This window comes from Thalassococcus lentus (assembly GCF_028023555.1).
In the GTDB taxonomy this organism is placed as follows: Bacteria; Pseudomonadota; Alphaproteobacteria; order Rhodobacterales; family Rhodobacteraceae; genus Thalassococcus_A; species Thalassococcus_A lentus.
The window spans coordinates 49,477-69,949 of sequence record NZ_JAQIOY010000010.1 but is presented as its reverse complement, the minus strand read 5'-3'; the positions used below and the strand labels follow the sequence as shown (position 1 = coordinate 69,949).

17 protein-coding genes are annotated in these 20,473 nt (G+C 59.3%); 5 read left to right on the top strand and 12 right to left on the bottom strand.

Going from position 1 to position 20,473, the window contains the following annotated elements; translation table 11 throughout:
* Positions 1 to 10: 10 nt before the first annotated feature.
* From PFY00_RS17770 to PFY00_RS17745, 6 genes are all read right to left on the bottom strand, one after another.
* On the bottom strand, positions 11 to 613 hold the full coding sequence (locus PFY00_RS17770; RefSeq protein WP_271433944.1) for a hypothetical protein: 603 nt from the start codon (positions 611 to 613) through the stop codon (positions 11 to 13).
* Positions 610 to 2,169, bottom strand: a complete 1,560-nt coding sequence (locus PFY00_RS17765) for an AMP-binding protein (protein WP_271433943.1) — start codon at positions 2,167 to 2,169, stop codon at positions 610 to 612. The genes PFY00_RS17770 and PFY00_RS17765 overlap by 4 nt, the downstream gene beginning before the upstream one ends.
* Entirely contained in the window at positions 2,169 to 2,657 is a 489-nt protein-coding gene (locus PFY00_RS17760) for a lysozyme inhibitor LprI family protein (protein WP_271433942.1), read from the bottom strand. Before PFY00_RS17760 ends, PFY00_RS17765 begins: the two co-directional genes overlap by 1 nt.
* Positions 2,658 to 2,668: 11 nt before the next feature.
* Positions 2,669 to 2,977 (bottom strand): hypothetical protein, encoded by a 309-nt coding sequence (locus PFY00_RS17755; protein ID WP_271433941.1) that lies wholly within the window; start codon positions 2,975 to 2,977, stop codon positions 2,669 to 2,671.
* On the bottom strand, positions 2,978 to 4,141 hold the full coding sequence (locus PFY00_RS17750; RefSeq protein ID WP_271433940.1) for an isovaleryl-CoA dehydrogenase: 1,164 nt from the start codon (positions 4,139 to 4,141) through the stop codon (positions 2,978 to 2,980).
* Between the two features lie 170 nt (positions 4,142 to 4,311).
* Positions 4,312 to 5,946, bottom strand: coding sequence for a L,D-transpeptidase family protein (locus PFY00_RS17745; RefSeq protein WP_271433939.1), 1,635 nt, complete (start codon positions 5,944 to 5,946; stop codon positions 4,312 to 4,314).
* Between the two features lie 324 nt (positions 5,947 to 6,270).
* On the opposite strand from PFY00_RS17745, the gene PFY00_RS17740 reads away from it, so the two are divergent.
* Positions 6,271 to 6,843, top strand: a complete 573-nt coding sequence (locus PFY00_RS17740) for a YcbK family protein (protein ID WP_271433938.1) — start codon at positions 6,271 to 6,273, stop codon at positions 6,841 to 6,843.
* Positions 6,844 to 7,020: 177 nt separating this feature from the next.
* Here PFY00_RS17740 and PFY00_RS17735 read toward each other — a convergent pair whose 3' ends face one another.
* Positions 7,021 to 9,999: an Rne/Rng family ribonuclease gene (locus PFY00_RS17735; protein WP_271433937.1), complete on the bottom strand. Its 2,979-nt coding sequence runs from the start codon at positions 9,997 to 9,999 to the stop codon at positions 7,021 to 7,023.
* Positions 10,000 to 10,490: 491 nt separating this feature from the next.
* Positions 10,491 to 10,847: a VOC family protein gene (locus PFY00_RS17730; protein ID WP_271433936.1), complete on the bottom strand. Its 357-nt coding sequence runs from the start codon at positions 10,845 to 10,847 to the stop codon at positions 10,491 to 10,493.
* 102 nt (positions 10,848 to 10,949) lie between these two features.
* Between PFY00_RS17730 and PFY00_RS17725 the strand changes: the two genes are divergently transcribed.
* Positions 10,950 to 11,684 (top strand): helix-turn-helix transcriptional regulator, encoded by a 735-nt coding sequence (locus PFY00_RS17725; RefSeq protein WP_271433935.1) that lies wholly within the window; start codon positions 10,950 to 10,952, stop codon positions 11,682 to 11,684.
* Positions 11,685 to 11,751: 67 nt separating this feature from the next.
* Positions 11,752 to 12,213: a GNAT family N-acetyltransferase gene (locus tag PFY00_RS17720; RefSeq protein ID WP_271434025.1), complete on the top strand. Its 462-nt coding sequence runs from the start codon at positions 11,752 to 11,754 to the stop codon at positions 12,211 to 12,213.
* On the opposite strand, the gene PFY00_RS17715 is transcribed toward PFY00_RS17720, so the two are convergent.
* Positions 12,191 to 12,592 (bottom strand): VOC family protein, encoded by a 402-nt coding sequence (locus tag PFY00_RS17715; RefSeq protein WP_271433934.1) that lies wholly within the window; start codon positions 12,590 to 12,592, stop codon positions 12,191 to 12,193. The genes PFY00_RS17720 and PFY00_RS17715 overlap by 23 nt on opposite strands.
* 27 nt (positions 12,593 to 12,619) lie before the next feature.
* Positions 12,620 to 13,492: an NAD(P)-dependent oxidoreductase gene (locus tag PFY00_RS17710; RefSeq protein WP_271433933.1), complete on the bottom strand. Its 873-nt coding sequence runs from the start codon at positions 13,490 to 13,492 to the stop codon at positions 12,620 to 12,622.
* A gap of 138 nt (positions 13,493 to 13,630) precedes the next feature.
* Here PFY00_RS17710 and PFY00_RS17705 point away from each other — a divergent pair, with 138 nt between their 5' ends.
* On the top strand, positions 13,631 to 16,093 hold the full coding sequence (locus PFY00_RS17705; protein WP_271433932.1) for a penicillin acylase family protein: 2,463 nt from the start codon (positions 13,631 to 13,633) through the stop codon (positions 16,091 to 16,093).
* Positions 16,090 to 17,037 (top strand): phosphotransferase family protein, encoded by a 948-nt coding sequence (locus PFY00_RS17700; protein WP_271433931.1) that lies wholly within the window; start codon positions 16,090 to 16,092, stop codon positions 17,035 to 17,037. Before PFY00_RS17705 ends, PFY00_RS17700 begins: the two co-directional genes overlap by 4 nt.
* Positions 17,038 to 17,072: 35 nt before the next feature.
* Here PFY00_RS17700 and PFY00_RS17695 read toward each other — a convergent pair whose 3' ends face one another.
* Both PFY00_RS17695 and PFY00_RS17690 read right to left on the bottom strand, forming a co-directional pair.
* The gene (locus PFY00_RS17695; protein WP_271433930.1) at positions 17,073 to 18,953 is read right to left on the bottom strand and encodes a cation:proton antiporter domain-containing protein; all 1,881 of its coding nucleotides are present in this window, start codon (positions 18,951 to 18,953) and stop codon (positions 17,073 to 17,075) included.
* A gap of 202 nt (positions 18,954 to 19,155) precedes the next feature.
* A complete protein-coding gene (locus PFY00_RS17690; RefSeq protein ID WP_271433929.1) occupies positions 19,156 to 20,379 on the bottom strand; it encodes an MFS transporter in 1,224 nt (407 codons plus the stop codon).
* Positions 20,380 to 20,473: the final 94 nt, after the last annotated feature.

Here is a 20,473-nt window from a genome sequence, read left to right as displayed (position 1 = left end):
TCTACCAAGCTCATTGATCCTGCCCCTGCGAGGCTTTGCGCGCTCTGGGTCGGACCAAAGGCGGCTCGTCGGCCCACCCGGCTGTGACCGCTGGCTCGGCCTGTCCCAAATATCGGGCCAGTTCCCACAGATGGATCGTTACGGACAGACGGTTGTTGGCCTGCCAAGCCCGACACCAGGCCTTCAGTGCCGGCTCTGCCCCTGCGCAATCGTCGCCAGCAGACGTGCCCCGGGCCAGCGCATAGAGTTGCGGGTAGAGCGTTTGCCCCAGATCACCTTCGGTCTCAAAGCTGTCCGGCTCAGGCACAGACATCAGCACCTGAGTGGCCAGCAATTCCTGCTCTACGGCCAGTCGCTGCTGACACGGGATCGGGGTCCCGGTGCGATCGCAATTCACGATACCGACGCCCCCGCAGTAGATGGCGCCCGTGGTCCCGCCAACGGCAAAGGGCAATAGATCGGGAACATTTTCAAGCGCAACCAGCTGGCGCTCAAATCGCGCGACCTCGCGGTTCATGCAGGTCGAAAAATCAGGCAGCGGTTCCGGTTCGGTTTCAGCCATGGTTCGACCGGCCACCATCAGCAGCATCGCAAAGAGGACTGCAGGTTTCACGAGTTGCCTCCTTCCGCTGCTGCGCGGGCCTTTAGCGCTTTGCGGATCACTTTGCCGGTGACCGTCATGGGCAAGGCATCCAGAAAGGCGATCTCACGCGGGTAGGAATAGCTGGCCAGCCGCTGCTTAACCCAATCCTGCAGCTCTTGTTCGGGTACCTCGCTGCGCGCCTTGAGCACCACATAGGCCTTGACGATTTCGCCGCGCAGCGGATCAGGTTTGCCCACCACGCCAACGGTTGCAACAGCAGGATGGGTCAAAAGGCAGTCTTCGATTTCGGCCGGACCGATGCGATAGCCCGCGCTTGAAATGACATCATCATCACGGCCAACAAAGCGGACAAAGCCGCCCTCTTCCATGATCCCCCGATCGCCGGTCAGCAGCCAACCCTTGCGGTATTTTTCTGCCGTCGCTTTGGGGTTTCGCCAGTATTCCAGCATCATCGAGGCCGCCCCGCGTCGCACCGCGATGTCACCCTCTTGATCGGTCAGTTGGCCGTCTTCATCAATCACGGCCACCGTGAACCCTGGCACAGAACGCCCCAGACATCCCGGCTCGGGGTCAAACAGGCTGCCGCAGGAACTGGCAACCATGTTGCATTCCGTCTGACCGTAGAATTCGTTGATCGTGACCCCGAGAGCCTCTCGCCCCCATGCCAGCATTTCCGCGCCCAGCGGCTCACCGCCTGATGCAACGGACCGCAACCCTTCAAGGCGGGTGTCTGCGGCCTTGAGCATACGCAGCGCGGTGGGCGGAAAGAAGACGTTGCGCACGCTGCCCGTGGCGATGACCCAATCGGCGAAATCCGGGCTGAACTTGTCCGCCCGGGCCGCCACCACGGGAATGCCCAACGCCAGACCCGGCATCAAAACGTCGAACAATCCGCCGATCCATGCCCAATCAGCTGGCGTCCACAACACATCGCCCGGCTGGCCCAGAAAATCATGGCTCATTTCAACGCCGGGCAAATGTCCTGTCAGAACCCTGTGACCATGCAGAGCACCCTTGGGTTTGCCCGTCGTGCCGGATGTGTAGATCAGAACAGCCGCATCTTCGGGCCCTGTCCCAACGGCTGCCCGCGTCGCCATGGCAGCGTCGGGCAGATCTTTTTGCGTAAGCACTGCGCAATCGAAAGGGCGCAGCATGCCCTTTCCTTCATCATCCGTGACAACAACCTTCGCGCCGCTGTCACCCAGCCTTGAGGCCAATGCATCGCGCTGGAACAGCTTGAACAACGGTACGGAAATCGCGCCAAGCCGCCAGGCCGCGATATGCGCAGCGGCACAAAGCGGGCCTTGGCTCAGCAATACACCCACACGGTCACCGCGCATCACACCACGGGCAACCAGCCCGGCCTCAACGCGGCGGGACAACTGGTAGAGCGTGCCAAAGCTGACATCGCGTCGATGACCCGAGGTCAGATCGATAATCGCGGTGCGGTCCGGGTCGGTCGCGGCCCATCCGTCACAGGTCTGATGGGCCATGTTAAGATCATCTGGTAAATCCCAGTCGAACCGCGTCCGCAGCGCTTCATAACTGGAGGACCGGCGCAGCATCAGCGCACGAATTGCTCAAGGTAAAGGGCCTGTTCGCCGGTCGTATGCATCAGGCAACCAATCGCAGCAGGACCACCACCGGTGCCACCCCCCCAAAGCGAACGGGCATAGTCACACCGCGCATCGCGAAACCCGATCCACGCCCGCTGCATGGCCCGCAGGTTTTCTTCCTGCGGGGGTGCTGTATAGCCATAGTCCTTTGCATCCTTGTCCGCGGCCTTGGCTTCGGCCAGCCGGGCCTGGTATGCCGCGTTCAACCTGGTGTCCCAATACTGCAATTCCTGATCAAGACAGGCGCCCATTCCAACGGTCGAACCGCCGCCGTCTGTATCGACCATGCACTGTTCTGCAGACAGGCCGATGCAACTGGATTCAGCACCAGGGTTCTGATGCAGGCAAATCTCGGTCTCGGTCGGCGAAAAAACTAGATCCTGCGCAAAAAGCGGACCAGAGCAAAAGATGGCCGCCAGTGCTACCCTTGTGAACATGTCATTCCTCCTCAGGCTTCAGGCTCTGCTGGTCCGACATCGGCGTCCACCATAGCCCCCATTCGATTAACCGCGTAGCGTCGTGCGGTTTCGCCCCGACCACAGAAAACGACCAGCCAAATGCCCGGCGTTTCGCCCGGACGGGCAAAACAATCGCTCTTGCGGGCGCTGCCTCCTAATTCGTCCTCGTAGCGCTGCGCGTAAAACTCGATGACATCGGTTTCGGTCAGATTGGCCCGCAGCCACCCAATCCGGTAGGCCAGCACGGTGACCCCGGCGATCAAAGTGAGGATCGGTACAAACCAGACCCAACGCGGCATTCACCCCATCGCCCCCATCAATTCACGTCCCACCAGCATACGGCGAATTTCAGAGGTGCCCGCACCGATTTCCATCAGCTTGGCATCGCGGAAAATTCGCGCAACCGGTGCGTCGTTCAAGAACCCAGCGCCACCCATGGCCTGCACCGCTTGGTGCGCTTGTTTCATCGCCTCTTCGGACGCATAGAGACAGCAGGCAGCCGCATCCTGACGGGTCACTTCACCCCGGTCACAGGCCTTGGCCACTTCATAGACATAGGCACGTGCCGAATTCATCGCCGTATACATGTCCGCGATCTTACCCTGCATCAGTTGGAAATTGCCGATGCTTTGACCAAACTGTTTGCGTTCAACCATATACGGCATGATCTCATCGAGACAGGCCGCCATGATCCCAAGCCCAATTCCGGCCAGCACCACGCGTTCATAGTCCAGTCCGGACATCAGAACGCGAACGCCCTTCCCTTCTTCGCCCAACACGTTTTCAAAAGGAACCTCGACACCGTCAAAGATCAGCTCGGCGGTGTTTGATCCACGCATGCCGAGCTTGTCAAAATGCGGGCTGGTCGAGAATCCGGCCATACTTTTTTCAATCAAAAACGCCGTGATGCCCTTTGATCCTGCATCCGGATCGCTCTTGGCATAGACAACCAGCGTGTCGGCATCCGGGCCATTGGTGATCCAGTACTTGTTGCCGTTCAGCACATAGCGATCGTTGCGCTTTTCCGCGCGTAGCTTCATTGAAACAACATCCGATCCCGCCGATGGTTCCGACATCGCAAGCGCCCCGACATGGGCACCGGAAATCAACCCCGGCAGATACTTCTGCTTTTGCTCTTCGGTGCCATTCAACTTGATCTGGTTCACACAAAGATTGGAGTGCGCCCCATAGCTGAGCGAAACTGACGCGCTGGCACGGGCGACCTCTTCGACCGCCACAGTATGCGCCAGATAGCCCATACCTGCGCCGCCATACGCTTCGTCTACGGTGATCCCCAAGAGGCCCAGATCTCCCATTTCCTGCCAAAGCGGCGCGGGGAATTCATTGCTGCTGTCGATCTCGGCTGCCAGCGGTTTGACCCGCTCCTGCGCCCATTTGTGAACCATTTCGCGCAGGGCATTTACGTCTTCGCCCAGATCAAACGTCATACTGGCCATAAACATCGGATTACCCCTCTCGCGGTTATTGAACGCTTGTTCAGTTTACGGATGCCAAATGATTCCGTCAACGCGCTTTGAACACCGCTACACCACCACAATCAGCGCCCAAGACAGAAAAACCCCCGGCGTTGACGACGCCGGGGGTTCATTCAGGTTTCAATCGCGTTGACTGGTCAGGTGCGCCCGTTGCGCAGCTGAACGCCAGCAGCGACCAAAGCGTTCCAGATCTTGGCATCGCGGCCATAGACATCACGGCGATAGTTCATGTGACCCTTGGCCTGCGTAAAGGCCGTACGATAGATCAGATGCACCGGCACGTGCTGTTCCAGATTCACACGGGTTTCCACACGCGAATTCAGGATTCGGTCGAAGTAGTTCACCGGATCGGACTCTTGCTTGGCCAAAAGTGCATAGGCAAAATCATGCGGATCATCCAGACGGATGCAGCCATGGCTATAGGTGCGCACTTCGCGCGCAAACAGGTGCTGCGACGGCGTATCGTGCAAATAGATGTTGTACTTGTTCGGGAACATGAACTTGACCGAACCCAGTGCGTTGCGCGGCCCCGGAGGCTGGCGCATCGAGAATGGGAAGGTGCGCGCCGTATATCCCGCAAAGCTTTGACCACGGCCAACAACGCGACCCCGGCCATCAATGATCTGTAGATGGGACACCGCGCCCGGATTGGAGCGCAGCAATGGCAGGTATTCCCCGACAATGATCGACCTCGGTACGTACCACGACGGGTTGATCACCATATGATCCATGACATCCGAAAACTCGGGTGTGCGGCGATCGTAATCCTGATGACCGATGACCGAACGGGTTTCGTAGGTCAGCTTGTTGTCATCGATGATCTGCGCGTGGAAATCGGTCAGGTTCACCTTGACGTGACGCTTGCCCAGACCTTCGGGCAGGTTCAACCAGCGTTCCCGCTCCATCGCGACCATCACGGATTTCAGGCGCTCTTCAGGGCTGACATTGATGGCACTCATGGTCGAGGCACCGGCAACACCATCCGCTTCGAGATTGTGGTCGATCTGGAATTGCCGCACCGCTTCGGTCATCCGGGCATCAAAGCTGCCGCCAAGGTGCGGCGCCAGATATCCCATCGCTGTCAGACGGTTGCGCAGCGCAACAACGGCCTTGCCGGATTGACCAGGGCTCAGCTTGGCCGCCGGTACAGTCGGACCCCAACCGCCATGGGCAATGCGATGCTCGAGCATCATCTTGGCGCGCATCAGGCGTGTGTATTCGGGACTGTTCGGGATCAGTTTGCGCATCGCCGCACGGGGATCGCCCTGCATGATCTGCGCCAGCAGGTCCGCCGGATCACGCCGTGGCAAAACACGTTTGATATCTCCATCGATCCGACCCGGCTGCAAGAGCCCGGATTGCAGATCGTTGGCGAATTGCAAATAGGTCTTGGTCAACTCCATCTCGAGCAGACCACGTTCGCGACCATTGGAGACTGCGGCCATCCGGGCCATCAGACCTTCTGGGTCATAACGGTCGATCGGCAGCGCGTGATCATCCGCCAGCTGCAGCGCCTCGAAGAAGGCAATGCGCCGCTCGCGATCCTCTACCCCTGCCCCGGTCCAAAGCGGCTCAAATGCGCGGGCACGATAAAAAGCGGCGACGGCTTCGTTCTCACCCAAGGATTCGGCGACAGCCTGTTTGTAGGCCGTGACCTGAAACGAAAATCCACTTTCGGCTGATACGCCCGTAACGCCGACTAAAAAGAATCCACCAGCAGCGATGACCGAACGCACCAGACGCAGCGTCCGGCCCTGTTTGGTTTGCATCATCTCATAACCCCTTGGTCACTCGTTTTGTAATAATATCAGTCTGTAAGTGCAGCGGGTGCCTGTCTATTCACATTTCCGCCAATTTGCTACCCTTCCGTACAGTGTGCTCAACAGGCCAATTTCGGAGCATTTGCGTCACAGCCTTGCGCCATTTCGGCAGGAAGCCGCGCATTTCCCCTTGAATGCTCGAATTGTTGAGAAAACAGGCTTTCTACAGAGTCCGATTCGTGCGATAGAGACTGTGCATCTGGGGAAGATGGCAGCAGGCGTGTAACAGCACGCCGACTTACAGGTAACAGCGACTACGGGACAGACGCTACCGATATGGCAGATTTGACTTCTAACCGCTTTACGCGGCGCGGTATCCTCGGTGCATTTGCAGCAACAGCGGTTGTGGCAGCACCCACCTACTCCAACGCAGCAGGCTTCCTGCGCGGAGGTGGCGATATTCGCAGGATCAAAATGTATTCGGGCCGCACAGGTGAGCGGATCGATATGATCTATTGGGTCGAAGGGCACTACATCAAAGACGCTGTCCGCGAAGTGAATCACTTCATGCGTGATTGGCGTACCAATGATGTCAAATCCATCGACCTGCGCACGATCGACATCATGGCGGCCGCGCATAACCTGATGGATGCAAACGAACCCTACATGCTGATCTCGGGCTATCGCAGCCCAAAGACGAACGCGATGCTCCGCTCGCGTTCTAACGGCGGCGTTGCCAAAAACTCCCGCCACCTGCGCGGACAGGCAGCGGATCTTCGGTTGTCTTCACGCTCGGTCGGGCAAATGGCCCGCGCGGCAGCCGCCTGCAAGGGTGGCGGTGTGGGTCGCTACAGCGGATCGAATTTCGTCCACATGGATTGTGGTCCGGTTCGCACCTGGGGACGGTAACACCGAAAATCAGCAAATCCTGCAAAACCAGCGCCCCGCTTCGGGGCGCTTTGTTTTTGTAGTCCATGTTGAATGACCGGCGAAGTCTGGTTTTCCGGACCGCCGTCATGGCCCAACCCCAAACAAAAAAGGCCGCGCAATCCACTGCGCGGCCTATTGTTTTCAGTTCAGTGCGGGTCAGCGACCCAGCGACCACCATCCACGGCGTTTCGGCTTGTCGTCATCTGACGGCGCCTCATCTGCCGCAGCCTCAACTGGCGCGGCTGGTGTCTCGGCCTTGGGTTCAGGCGCAGCCTCAACCTTGTCCTCGGCGGCGGCACCACCTGTCACCTCAGCGATAACGTCGGCCGCCTTTTTACGCGTGCGGCGTGGCTTGGGTGCAGGCGCAGCTTCAGCGGCTTCTTCAGCAACCGGTTCCGGCTTTGCCTCTTCCTTGGCAGCCGTCGCCTCTTCCGCAGGGGCATCATCGGTCTTCTTTTTCCGAGTCCGAGTGCGCTTGGGCTTGGGCTTTTCCTCGGCCTCGGCTTCGGCCTCTGGCTCAGCCTTCACCTCTGCCACATCCTCAGTCTTGGCCTTCTTCGAACGCGAACGCGACTTGGTCGGCTTCTTCTCGGTGGCCTCGTCTGGTTTGGCGTCTTCGGCCTTGGCCTCCTCGGCTTTGCCGTCCTCTGCCGCGTCGCCCTCGGATTTCTCTTCGGTCTTTTCTTCAGTCTTCTTGGATTTGCTCCGACTGCGTGACCGGGTTTTCTTGGGCTTCTCTTCAGCTTCGGCTTCGGCCTCTGGCTTTTCGGCCTCAACGTCAGACTTGGCATCCGCTTTGTCAGCCTGTTCTACCTTGTCATCCGAGCCGTCTTCTTTTGCCTCGGCATCGCCGGATTCGTCGTCCTGTTTGGACTGCGACTCGTCCTGATCGCCCTCACCATCCTTGGACTTGGACCGCCGGCGACGTCTGCGACGGCGCTTCTTGGGCTTTTGTTCATCGGAGCCTGCGTCCGGCGCCGCTGGCGCTTCTTCGACGTCTGCCTCGGCTGCGGCGTCCTCGTCGACCTGATCCATCAGCATCGTGTCGACAGAAACAACCGGTGCCGCTTCGGGCACAGGGCGTGTCGCAGTCTTGAACTTTTCGAGGGTGAAGTCCGGCGCAACCATATGCGCATCACCTTCGATCCGCACCGCCATGCCATAACGCGACTCGATCTGTGCAACATGCTCGCGCTTTTGGTTCATCAGGTAGTTGGCGATTGCCACAGGGGCCTTCACCAGCACTTCACGTGAACGGCGGCGGGTACCCTCTTCTTCGATCTGGCGCAGAACCTGCAAGGCCATGTTATCGTCCGAGCGGATAAGACCCGTGCCATGGCACGCCGCACAAGGCTGTGTGGTCGCCTCGATCATGCCTGGACGCAAACGCTGGCGCGACATTTCCAAAAGGCCAAAGCCGGAAATCCGGCCCACCTGAATGCGGGCGCGATCCGTCTTGAGCTTGTCCTTGAGCTTCTTCTCGACCGCCGCGTTGTTCTTGCGGTCGTCCATATCGATAAAGTCGATGACGATCAGGCCGGCCAGATCGCGCAAACGCAACTGCCGCGCGACCTCTTCGGCCGCTTCAAGGTTGGTCTTTGTCGCGGTTTCCTCGATCGACCCTTCCTTGGTTGCCCGACCCGAGTTCACGTCGATTGCAACCAGCGCTTCGGTCACACCGATAACGATGTAGCCCCCGCTTTTCAGCTGGACCGTCGGGTTGAACATGCCAGCCAGATAGGATTCCACCTGATAGCGCGCAAAGAGCGGCATCTGGTCGTGGTAGTTTTTCACGTTCTTGGCGTGGGACGGCATGATCATTTTCATGAAGTCCTTGGCGATGCGATAGCCGCGCTCGCCTTCGACCAGAACCTCATCGATTTCGCGATTGTACAAATCGCGGATCGACCGTTTGATCAGGTCGCCTTCTTCGTAAATCTTGGCGGGTGCAGTCGATTTCAGCGTCAATTCGCGGATCTGCTCCCACAGACGCTGAAGGTATTCATAGTCCCGCTTGATCTCGGTCTTGGTGCGCTTGGCACCGGCTGTCCGCACGATCAGGCCCGCGCCCTTGGGCACGTCGATTTCAGCCGCGATGGCCTTGAGCTTTGAGCGATCCGAAGCGTTTGTGATCTTGCGGCTGATGCCGCCGCCACGGGCCGTGTTCGGCATAAGCACGCAGTACCGTCCAGCCAGAGACAGGTAGGTTGTCAGAGCAGCGCCCTTGTTGCCGCGCTCTTCCTTGACCACCTGAACCAAGAGGATCTGGCGAACTTTGACCACTTCCTGAATCTTGTATTTGCGCGGACGCGGTTTGCGACGTGGACGAATATCATCGGTGGTGTCGTCATCTGCGACGGATTCGATATTGGAATCCCGCTCGGACGCGTCCGGCTTGTCATCCTCTTCGTCGTCATCGTCATCACTGTCGGCGTCGTCACCATCCGTGTCCGCCTCGGCAGCATCGTCCTCGGCCTTGGTGTCTTCAGCGGCAGGATCAGCAGGCGCTTCGGCTTCGGCCTCGGGCGCGCTGTCGCTGGCTGCGTCGGCCTCCGCGGCATCGGCTTGGGCGGGTTGCGCCTCTGCAGCCTCATCCGCGGGCTCTTCGACGGGTGTTTCGGCCACACGCTCCATAGGAGAGCTGGCTTCATCATCGGCTACGACAGCCTCATCGGTCTGATCGTCGTCCGACAGATCGATCGTTTCCATACCGCTGACTTCGGCGACCGGATCGGCCTGAACCACCGCGTCATCTGCCTTGGTGGTCTCTGCCTTGGTCGATTTACGGCGCGAGCGGGACCGCGATCTTTTCTTGGGCTTTTCGTCCTCTTCGGCAGCCGCAGCAGCAAGCGCGGCCTCCTCTTCCATCAGGGCCTGACGGTCTGCGACAGGGATCTGATAGTAGTCGGGATGAATCTCCGAGAACGCCAGAAATCCATGACGATTGCCGCCATAGTCAACAAAGGCGGCCTGAAGCGAGGGTTCGACCCGAGTTACTTTTGCGAGGTAAATGTTGCCAGCGAGCTGGCGCTTGTTTTCTGATTCAAAGTCGAATTCCTCGACCTTGTTTCCGTCCACCACCACAACGCGGGTCTCTTCCGCGTGGGTGGCGTCGATGAGCATCTTCTTTGCCATGTTATCCGTCTGCACGGGGCATGCGCGCCCTGCCCTGGCGGGCCGAGCGTGGATGAGCCGTGTCTGATTTGGGCGATTGGAGACGCGCCAATGCGGGGTGGCTTTACGCCCCCGGCCCGCATTTTGCTATGTATCGCGCGCGTCATCGCGGTTCTTCTCCGACGCCAGCCTTGGCTTGGCGCCCGTTCATTGGCCCGTCGCAATCGTGCGGTCCGGGCGCGGTTCATTGGCCAGTTGGCCCAATCGGTCTGAAAAAGGCAGGCGGGTTTGCCCGCAAAGCACCTGTTCAGCGAAACTGTCGAGCGCCGCCAAAAAGGGCTATGCGCTTGCCTTCAACATAAGGGCAGCCATGGGGGAATGACAATGGGCAAAGCAGAAACGCGCGAATTAATCTCGTATCCGAGAACGGGCCGCTGTCGCGTCTCACATCAGCGGTGCCCGCCCTGTTGATGCCGGCGCCCGGCCAACCGGGCACCAGAGAACCGAAAAATTCAGTCTGAAAAGCAAAGCTTGTTGTTGTCCAGATCACGGACATAGGCAGAATACCGCGGCCCTCTGTGTCCGGGCGCGCCTTCACAGGCGCCGCCAAGCTCGATTGCCAAACGGTGCATGTGCTTCACCTCGTCCGCGGAACCCACGGCAAAACCGATCATGGTGCCGTTGCCGTTCGACGCTGCGCCCTGATCAAACGGAAGCGCCACCGCAAATGCGAAATCCTCTCCCAGCCAATAGGTCATACGGTCCGAAGGCGCGAACCGTCCCAGATCCAAATGTGCGAACAGTTGGTCGTAGAACTGGCTGGCGGCTGTCATATCGTTGGTTCCAAGAACCACGTAGTTCATTTTCATCGGGTGATCTCCTGCGGTTTGACGATCCGACATCCCGGCACATGCCGGGATCTGTTTAGCCGTGATATTGAAATAGACGTCAGTTTATGTCGTATTTGTTTCATGACCCGAACAAACGCGATCGGCAGGCTTAGGCGCATTGAGTTGCTGGCTGTCCAGCTCAAGCAAGAGAGCCATTGCACCATCAAGGATCTGGCCGCCCAGCATCAGGTCAGCGCCAGGACAATCCAGCGCGATCTTGATTTGATGCGCGAACAAGGCATGCAAATCGACGCGGATCGGGGTCGTGGCGGCGGCGTCCGTCTGGACGGCAATTGGGGTGTCGGCCGCTTGAATCTGGGCTATGCCGAAGCAATCGATCTGCTGATCAGCATCGCGGTAGCAGAACAGATGGACTCGCCCATGTTCCTTGCGAACCTAGCGTCGGTTCGCCGTCAGCTTGTCGCCTCTTTTTCAAAGGACAAACGCCAGCGGGTGGAAAGCCTGAAGTCTCGCATTCTGATCGGGGTCACGGCTTCGACCTATGTGCAGGCCGGTTTTGTCAGCCCGCCAGAACGGATCGTGCGAGCCCTGCATCAGGCCTTTGTGGATCTGGAAATGCTGGACATCACGTACCAGCGTGAGGATGGCCAACCGTCGCAACGCAGGATCGAACCGCACTTTCTCTTGCTCAAATACCCTGTGTGGTACGTGCTGGCTCATGACCACCTACGTGACGAGCCGCGAAGCTTTCGCTGTGATCGCATTCTGAGCGCAGCGCGCGCGGGCACCCGGTTCAGGTTGGCGGCAAAGGATGACTTCCAAAATTGTTTTCAGGATGGAGGACACCTGAAATGACCCCAAAGCCATCACGCGGCAGCGCGTATTGAGCGATCAGGCCCCATATCAGTTTCGACGCGTGACCATGGCGGATGCAACCATGCTGGTGTCTTGGTTAAGCCGCGCCCACGTTCGCAGGTGGTGGGGCCCGCCAAAGGCCATCAGCGCCAAAGACTTGGCCGATCCACGTGTCGCGCGCTGGATCGTGTCGCATGAGGGCGCACCCTTTGCCTATATGCAGGATTACACCGTGCACGGCTGGGAAGATCATCATTTTGCCGCGCTGCCGCAGGGGTCCCGGGGCATCGATCAATACATCGGCGAACCCGACATGATCGGGATCGGACACGGCCCCGCCTTTATGGCTCAGAGAACAAAATCACTTCTGGAAACTGGCGCTCCGGCCCTTGCGACCGATCCGCACCCAGACAACACGCGCGCTATTGCAGCCTATCGCAAACTGGGTTTTGCGCCCACGGGTCCAGCCCGGCAAACCAAATGGGGGCTGATCCTGCCGATGGTGCTCAGATCGCACGCCCATCCGTAAACTGAATCAGGTCCCACAGATTGCCATATAAATCCTTGAACACCGCGACGGTGCCATAGGGGGCGTCCTTCGGCGCACGTGCAAATTCCACGCCTTTGTTCAGCATGTCGTTATAGTCACGCCAGAAGTCATCGGTCTGCAGAAACAGGAAAACCCGCCCACCGGCCTGATCCCCAACAAAACTGGCCTGCCTGTCATTCGACGCCCGCGCCAACAAGATGGAACAGCCCCCGCCGCTTGGCCGCACCACAACCCAGCGTTTGTCCTGTTCGGGCTGATAGGTGTCTTCTACCAGTTCAAATCCGAGCAGATCCACGTAGAAGGCTATGGCCTCGTCATAGTCGCTGACCACCAGCGCAATGTGGGCAAGGCGTTGCATCACGCCCTGCCCTTCATCGGATATGGGTCAGCCAAGCGCATTGAGCCGCTTGATCAGGCTTGACGTATCCCAGCGCCCGCCGCCCATTTTCTGTACGTCCTTGTAGAACTGATCCACCAAGGCGGTAACAGGCAGCGATGCGCCATTCTCATTCGCTGTCATGAGACAAATTCCGAGATCCTTGCGCATCCAGTCAACGGCAAAGCCATGTTCGAATTCATCATCGACCATGGTGTCGACCCGGTTGACCATCTGCCAGCTGCCCGCCGCGCCGCCACCGATCACCTCGACCACCTCGCGCCCGTCAAGACCAGCCTTGGCGGCAAAGTGCAGCCCTTCGGACAAGCCCTGAACCAATCCGGCAATGCAAATCTGGTTCACCATTTTGGTCAACTGGCCTGCGCCACTTTCGCCCAGCCGTTTGCACAGCTTGGCATAGGACTGCATCACAGGCTCAGCCGAGGCATAGACGCCCTCGTCGCCGCCACACATGATCACCAACTGGCCATTCTCGGCCCCGGCCTGACCGCCAGACACCGGCGCATCCACGAAGGAAAGCCCCGCATCTGCTGCCGTGGCATAGAGCTCGCGCGTGACCTGCGCGGAAACCGTTGTGTGATCCACGAACGTCGCGCCGGACCCCATGCCTGCAAATGCGCCATCCTCACCGAGGCAAACCGAACGCAGATCATCGTCGTTTCCGACGCAGGCCATGACAAAGTCGCAGCCCTGTGCCGCCTCGCGCGGGGTCGCGGCAGCGGTACCGCCATGTTCTTTTGCCCAGGCTTCGGCCTTGGCAAAGGTACGATTGTAAACGGTTACCTCGTGACCGGCCTTGGCCAGATGTCCTGCCATCGGGTATCCCATGACACCCAGCCCCAGAAACGCTACCTTTGCCATTGCAATTCTCCCTTGCTCTTCAGCGCGAATACACACGCGCTTTGCAATAATACGCCCACACTGCCCACCCTATTGGCATTGGCGGCCATGCAGGATAATCCCTGCCTACCCAGTTAGCGCATGCAAAGGGCGAGGGAAATGGCGGTTGTATTCCGATGGCTTTTGCGACTGGTCAGCGCGGCGCTCGTGCTGGGCGTCATTGGCGTGTTGCTTACCTATTATCTCGCCTCTCGATCCCTGCCGGACTACGACAAGACCCGTGCTGTTTCCGGAATCACGGCCGACATCGAAATCATCCGCGACAACGCCGGCATCCCGCATGTCATGGCGCTGTCCGATCGCGATGCCTTTTTCGGGCTTGGGTATGTGCATGCGCAGGACCGGCTGTGGCAGATGACACTGATGCGCAGGACCGCACAGGGGCGCCTTTCTGAAATTTTCGGCCGGCGCACCGTTGAAACCGACACGCTCTTGCGGCGGCTCGATCTGTATCCACTGGCGGTGCAATCCGTTCAGCATCAAGACGCAGCCACGCTCGACGCTCTCGAAGCTTATGCGGCAGGCGTCAATGCGAGGATCGAGGAAATCAACAGCGACAGTCTGGGCCGGGGTGCGCCGGAATTCTTCATGTTCAACGCGCCGATCTCGCCATGGCAGCCTGCGGACTCCATCGCTCTGGTCAAGCTTATGGCGCTGCAACTCTCAGGGCACCTCAAAGAAGAAGTCCTGCGCGCTCGAACATCGCTTTTGTTGGCCGATGAGGACCGTCTGGCCGACCTTTTGCCTGACATGCCCGGCGGCGGTGTCGCGGCATTGCCCGACTATGCCAACCTGATGCCCGATGGACTGGCCCCTTATTCGCCCAGCCAGACGCGGCACGCATTCCTCAGCCCCATCGCGCCGCGTGGTCTGGCCGGTGCATCCAACGCATGGGCCGCGGCTGCGACCCGGTCCGCTGGCCCCGGCACATTGCTGGCCAATGACCCACACCTCGGGCTGACCGCCCCCGGCACGTGGTTTCTGGCACGCCTGCAGCTGCAATCCGGCGGCGTGATTGGCGGGACAATTCCCGGCATTCCGGCCATCATGGTTGGCCGCAACGAACGTCTGGCCTGGGGGCTGACGTCCTCATACATGGATGATCAGGACCTCTTTATCGAAGAGCTGAACCCCGAAAACCAAGAACAATACCGCACGCCGGAGGGCTGGGCCGAATTCGTCACGCGCCGATCCATCATCAATATCAAGGACGATGCACCCGTCACAATCACGATGCGTTCGACACAAAACGGCCCGGTCTTGCCGGGATCGCAATTCGATTTGGCATCGGTGACCCCACCCGGCCATGTGGCGGCCTTGGGTTGGACCGCCCTGTCCGGACGTGACACATCCCTGTCAGGTGCCGTGGCGCTGATGAACGCAGGCTCCGTCGAAGACGCACTCGAAGCTTCGCGGGCCTATGTCGCCCCCTCGCAGAACCTGACACTGATCGACGCCGACACCATCGCGATGAAGACCATCGGCGCCATGCCGCGCCGAACAGCCGAACATCAAAGCCAGGGGCGCTTGCCCTCACTGGGCTGGAAGCGGGAAAACCAGTGGCAGGGAATGCTGCCCTATTCCGCCAACCCCGAATTCGTGAACCCACAAGGCGGCATTGTCGGCAATACCAACAACAAATCCGTGAACCGCCCGTTTCCACTACATGTCAGCTTTGACTGGGGCGACAGCCAACGCGTGTTGCGGTGGCGCGGCCTGATGCAGGGCCGTCAGGTTCACACCCGCGACAGCTTTATCGAAGCGCAACTGGACACGGTTTCAGAAGCCGCGCGCACCTTGCTGCCCCTGATTGGCCGCGATCTTTGGTTCACCGAAGAAGCCGCCCCGGAAGGCACGCCGGCCCGGCAGCGCCAGCGCGCGCTGGCTCTTCTGGCCAATTGGAATGGCGAGATGAATGAACATCTGCCCGAACCCCTGCTCTATGCAGCCTGGGTGCGCGCCTTGCAGGAACGTCTGATCCGCGACGATCTTGGTCCGCTTGCCGATGAATTCCATCATGTGGAGCCATTGTTCATCGAACGGGTTTTCCGGGATGTGAACGGGGCATCCAAATGGTGCGATATCATTCGCTCAGCGCGCGTAGAAACCTGCACGGATGTCGCCCGCCTTGCGCTGGACGACGCACTGATCTGGATCGACGAAACCTATGGCACGGAACTGGAATCGCTGCGCTGGGGCGACGCGCACCAAGCCGCCCATGATCATCCCGTGCTGGGCGAAGTGCCAGTGCTGCGGTACTTTGTAAACATCCGGCAGAGCACCTCTGGCGGGGACCATACCCTGCAACGCGGCAGGACGTCCGGACGCGATCCGGAACCCTTCCTCAATGTGCATGCCGCAGCCTATCGGGGCGTCTACGACTTTGCTGATCCGGACAGTTCAGTATTCATCGCCTCAACCGGTCAATCGGGTCACTTCCTGTCACGCCACTATGACGATCTGGGGCAGCTTTGGCGGCGCGGCGAATATATTCCCATGTCACTTGATACCGACCTGGCACGCGCTGCTTCGGTCGGGGTGACGCGCCTCGTCAAACCGTGAGCGATACGCACCTGAACGCCGAGGCGGCCCAGAGCACAGCGCTGCGGGTACTCAGCCGGTTTTGGCCCGACTGGAGAGGCGCGCTGATCCCGCTAAAGCCGCTCAGCAAGCCGCTGCGCGCGACGCCTTTCCGGGTGACGGGCGGCCCTGTGCCCGCGGTGATCAAGGTCTGGGGTCCCGGCAATCTGGCCAAAGCCACCGCTCAGGCCGACCGGCAACGTGACGTGGCCGGGTTTCTTGGCAAAGCGCCCCACCGCGCGCCGGCCGTGCTCGACTTTGATTCATCACAGTGCGCCCTGCTGATGCAGGACACCTGCGGCGATCCGCTGGATGCAGTTCTGGACTCCGCTGCAGCTGACGACGCGGATACGATTTTGACGAAAGTCGGCAGCTGGATCGCGGCGCTGCACGCCCCATCGCGACAAAGTCAGCCTTTTCGACCCAAAGGGCACATTGCCTGGCTGGAGAAGCTGACAAATCAGGTGCGGACCGGTGCCCGTATCCCGCCGGACGCGCAGGGGTTTTGTGCAGTTGCCAGTCAGATCGCATCGGACGGTCTGGCATTGCGCGGCAAACCATCGACCCGCGCAATCACGCACAAGGATCTGACGCCGGGCAACCTGATGGTTGATCGGGCCGGCACGATCTGGGGCATCGACTTTGAAAACGCCGCTATGGATGAGCCGCTCAGAGACCTCTTCTCAGTCAGCAGTGCACTTATGGCCCATAGCCCGCATGGCACCCGCCGGGCCGCCATCACCGCCCTGTTTTCCGGCTATGGCGATTTGCAAACGAACCCCGACGTCGCGCGTTTTCTGTTCCGTGCCTTTGCGCTCGGCCTATGGGCACGCACACCTGCAGAGCCATCGCGCAGACAGGCGCAACTTTGGGCAGCCGCACAAGAGATCCTGAACAGTCCTGACGCGCTGCCTGACCGCGTCTGAAGATCCAAACGCGGTCCACTTGGCAAGAAGCGCAGTTATTCTTTCAACGCGGTCTGCATGTTCTGCTTCAGCTCTGCTTCCCACTCGTCCAGGTTTTCGCGCGCAACCCGTGAATACTCGCTCAGATCAGAGTCTGGGTCGTTGTAATCGTAGACTTCGGCAAGTTTCAGCATCGTAGACCGGTCATACTCTTCGAACACACCGGTCAGCCGCTCTGCCTTGCTGCGTTCGATACCCAGCGCCTCGAACACAGACCGCGCCGCCCGGATCGAGCTGTCATAGGTTTCGCGGATGATGTCTCGGCATCCAACAGACCACAGATCATAAACATGCCAACGGTCGATGGCGCGGGCCACCACATGCACATGAGGATGATGTTCGCGCACGTGGCGCGTCAGTTCGGTAATCGCTTCCTTGTCGTCGATGGCGATGACCAGAACTTCGGCCTCATCAATCCCGGCCGCATGCAACAGATCAGGTCGCGTGGCATCACCGTAGTAGACGCTCATCCCGAACTTCCGAAGCATTTCCAACTGTTCGTTGCTGTAGTCGATGACAGTGGTTTCATAATCCGCCGCTTGCAAAGCCCGGTTTACGATCCCGCCAAACCGGCCATGACCTGCGATGAGAATCTTGGCATCCGATGAAATTTCGTCCGCTTCCTGAACCTGCTGGCGCGAATAGCGCGGCGCGATCAGCTTGTCATAGCAGATGAACAATGCGGGCGTCAGAAGCATGGAGAGCGCCACGACCAGCAAAAGCAAATCAGCCACCGGCCCCGGCACAACGGCATTCGCCACGGTGAACGACACAAGGACAAAACCAAATTCACCCGCCTGCGCCAATCCAAGTGCGAACAACCACTTGTCGCCGCCTTCAAGTTTGAAGACATGTCCCAACACAAACAGAACAACCGACTTGAGCACGATCAGTCCAAGCGTCAACCCGACGATCAATGCCAGGTTTTCGCCCAGCAATGCAAAATCAATGCTGGCCCCAACGGTGATAAAGAAAACGCCAAGGAAGATGCCCTTGAATGGTGCAATATCGCTTTCCAGCTCATGCCGGTATTCGCTGTTGGCCATGACGACGCCCGCAAGGAATGTCCCCAACGCAGGCGAAAGCCCGACCATCGTCATCAAAAGTGCAATTCCGACCACCATCATCAGCGCCGTGCTGACAAACAATTCGCGCAGGCGCGCACCGGCCACATAGCGAAAGACCGGCCCGGTCAGATAGCGCCCAGCGACGATAACCACGCCAATCGCAGCCAGTGTCACCAGAGCGGTTTGCCACCCGCTCAGCCCCTCGACGAGGCTCAGATGAAGCCCTTCTTCACCGTGCCCGCCCCCATGGCCATCGCCGTGACCATCTCCGTGATGCAGCGCTTCCTGCAACTCTGGAAGTGCCAGCAAAGGGATCAGAGCCAGCATCGGGATGACCGCGATGTCCTGAAACAGCAAAACGGAAAAGCTGGCCTGCCCGCCGTCGCTGCGCATCAGGCCCTTTTCATTCAGAGTCTGAGTCACAATGGCCGTTGATGACAGAGCAAAAATCAGACCGATGGCCAAAGCAACCGTCCAAGGCTGCCCGAACAGCATGGCAACCGCCATGACACCGGCAGTGGTCAGTCCAACCTGAAGACCACCCATGACGAAAATCCGGGCGCGCATGGCCCAGAGCACCTTGGGCTGCATTTCCAGACCGATCAGGAACAGCATCATCACGACGCCGAATTCGGTGAAATGCTGAAGCCCGACCACATCCACCCCGGCCCAATGCAAGATGGGGCCGATAGCAATGCCAGCGATCAGGTATCCCAAAACGGACCCTAGCCCGAAGCGAGATGCCAAAGGCACCGCAATCATCCCGGCAAGGAACAGGGTAAACGTGATAAACAGGAACTCTGCGGTCATGATATGGTCCTTGTGCGTATCGCAGGCGCCGCACTGCGGCCACTGATCGACACATTGGTTTAATGATTATTCGGCGTGATCAAAAACCCCGCGCGGCAAAGACTACTCTGCCTTTCTTTGGAAAGACCAGAGCGGAACGACTGAAGGATTTTGTTTGCCCCTGATCAGGCTGCGGCACAGGCGGTTTCGGAACGGCCTGCGATCAGCCTTTCGCGGCCATTTCAGCACGGGCCAGTGGGCCGGGTTCTTCGCGAATGGGCAAATGGATTAGCGCGGCCAGCAATCCCAGAACAACGGCAGCCCACCACATCGGCGTGTAATCCTGTGCCGCGTCATAGATCCGCCCACCCAGCCATGCGCCCAGAAAGCTCCCTGTCTGGTGGCTGAGAAACACCAAGCCGGTCAGCGTGGACAGGAACCGCAAACCCTGTGTCTGCGCGACAAGCCCCATGGTCAGCGGAACGGTCGACAGCCACAGCAATCCCATGACTGCCGAGAACACCAGCACGGTGGTGCCTGTGACCGGCACCAGAATGAAGACGGCGATCACAGCGGCCCGGGCAAAGTAAATCCCGCTCAGAACCGTCTTTTTCGAGTGGCGCTGCCCGGACCATCCGGAGAGGAAAGAACCGGCAATGTTCAGCAATCCAATCAGTGCCAGTGACCACGCCCCGATGGTCGCGGCCAGCCCCAGATCGATCACATAGGCGGGCAGATGAGTCTGGATAAAGGCAACGTGAAACCCACAAACGAAAAACCCAAAAAACAGACACAGATAACTACGGTCCCGGAATGCCACGGCCAGCGCGTTGCCAAATTCACCGGCGCTCGATCCTGATGCGGTGGGTTTCGAAACGCGTGCGATGAACACCAGAAAGGGCAAGATAAACACATAGCTGAAACCAATGAGCAGCAAGGCCGTCTGCCAACCCAAACTGCCGATCATGAAGGTCGCCGTTGGCGCAGAGACGAACATGCCCAGCGATGCCGCCGCCGTGCCCAACCCCAGAATAAAGCTGCGCCGATCGGCGCTGACGATTTTTCCAAGGGCGCCAACCACAATCGGAAAAGATGCCGCGCCGGTGCCTATACCGACCAGAACACCAGTCAGAACAAAGGCGGTTGGATCAGTCACGACGCCGCGCAGCGCAAAGCCCGCACCAGCAAAGAGTGCACCAAACGCCAAAACCCGCGCAGTGCCGTATTTGTCGGCGATCGCCCCCGCGATTGGCTGCGCAAATCCCCAGGTCAAAAGCTGAACCGCCACGGACAGCGAAAAGGTTTCTCGCCCCCACCCCAGATCCTGCGACATCGGCGCCAGAAAAACGCCAAAGGACGCGGCAAAGCCAAAACCCAGAAATGCGACCATACAACCGGCAAAGATTGCCATGGACAGACCCGGTGCCGATGTATCGCTCTGTGTCATGACCCATCCATGTGTGACACGTTCTCTGCATTCACGCTGTCACAGGGCTTGCGGCAAAGCAATTCTACTTGTGAATAGGATCAGTGCAAAAGGC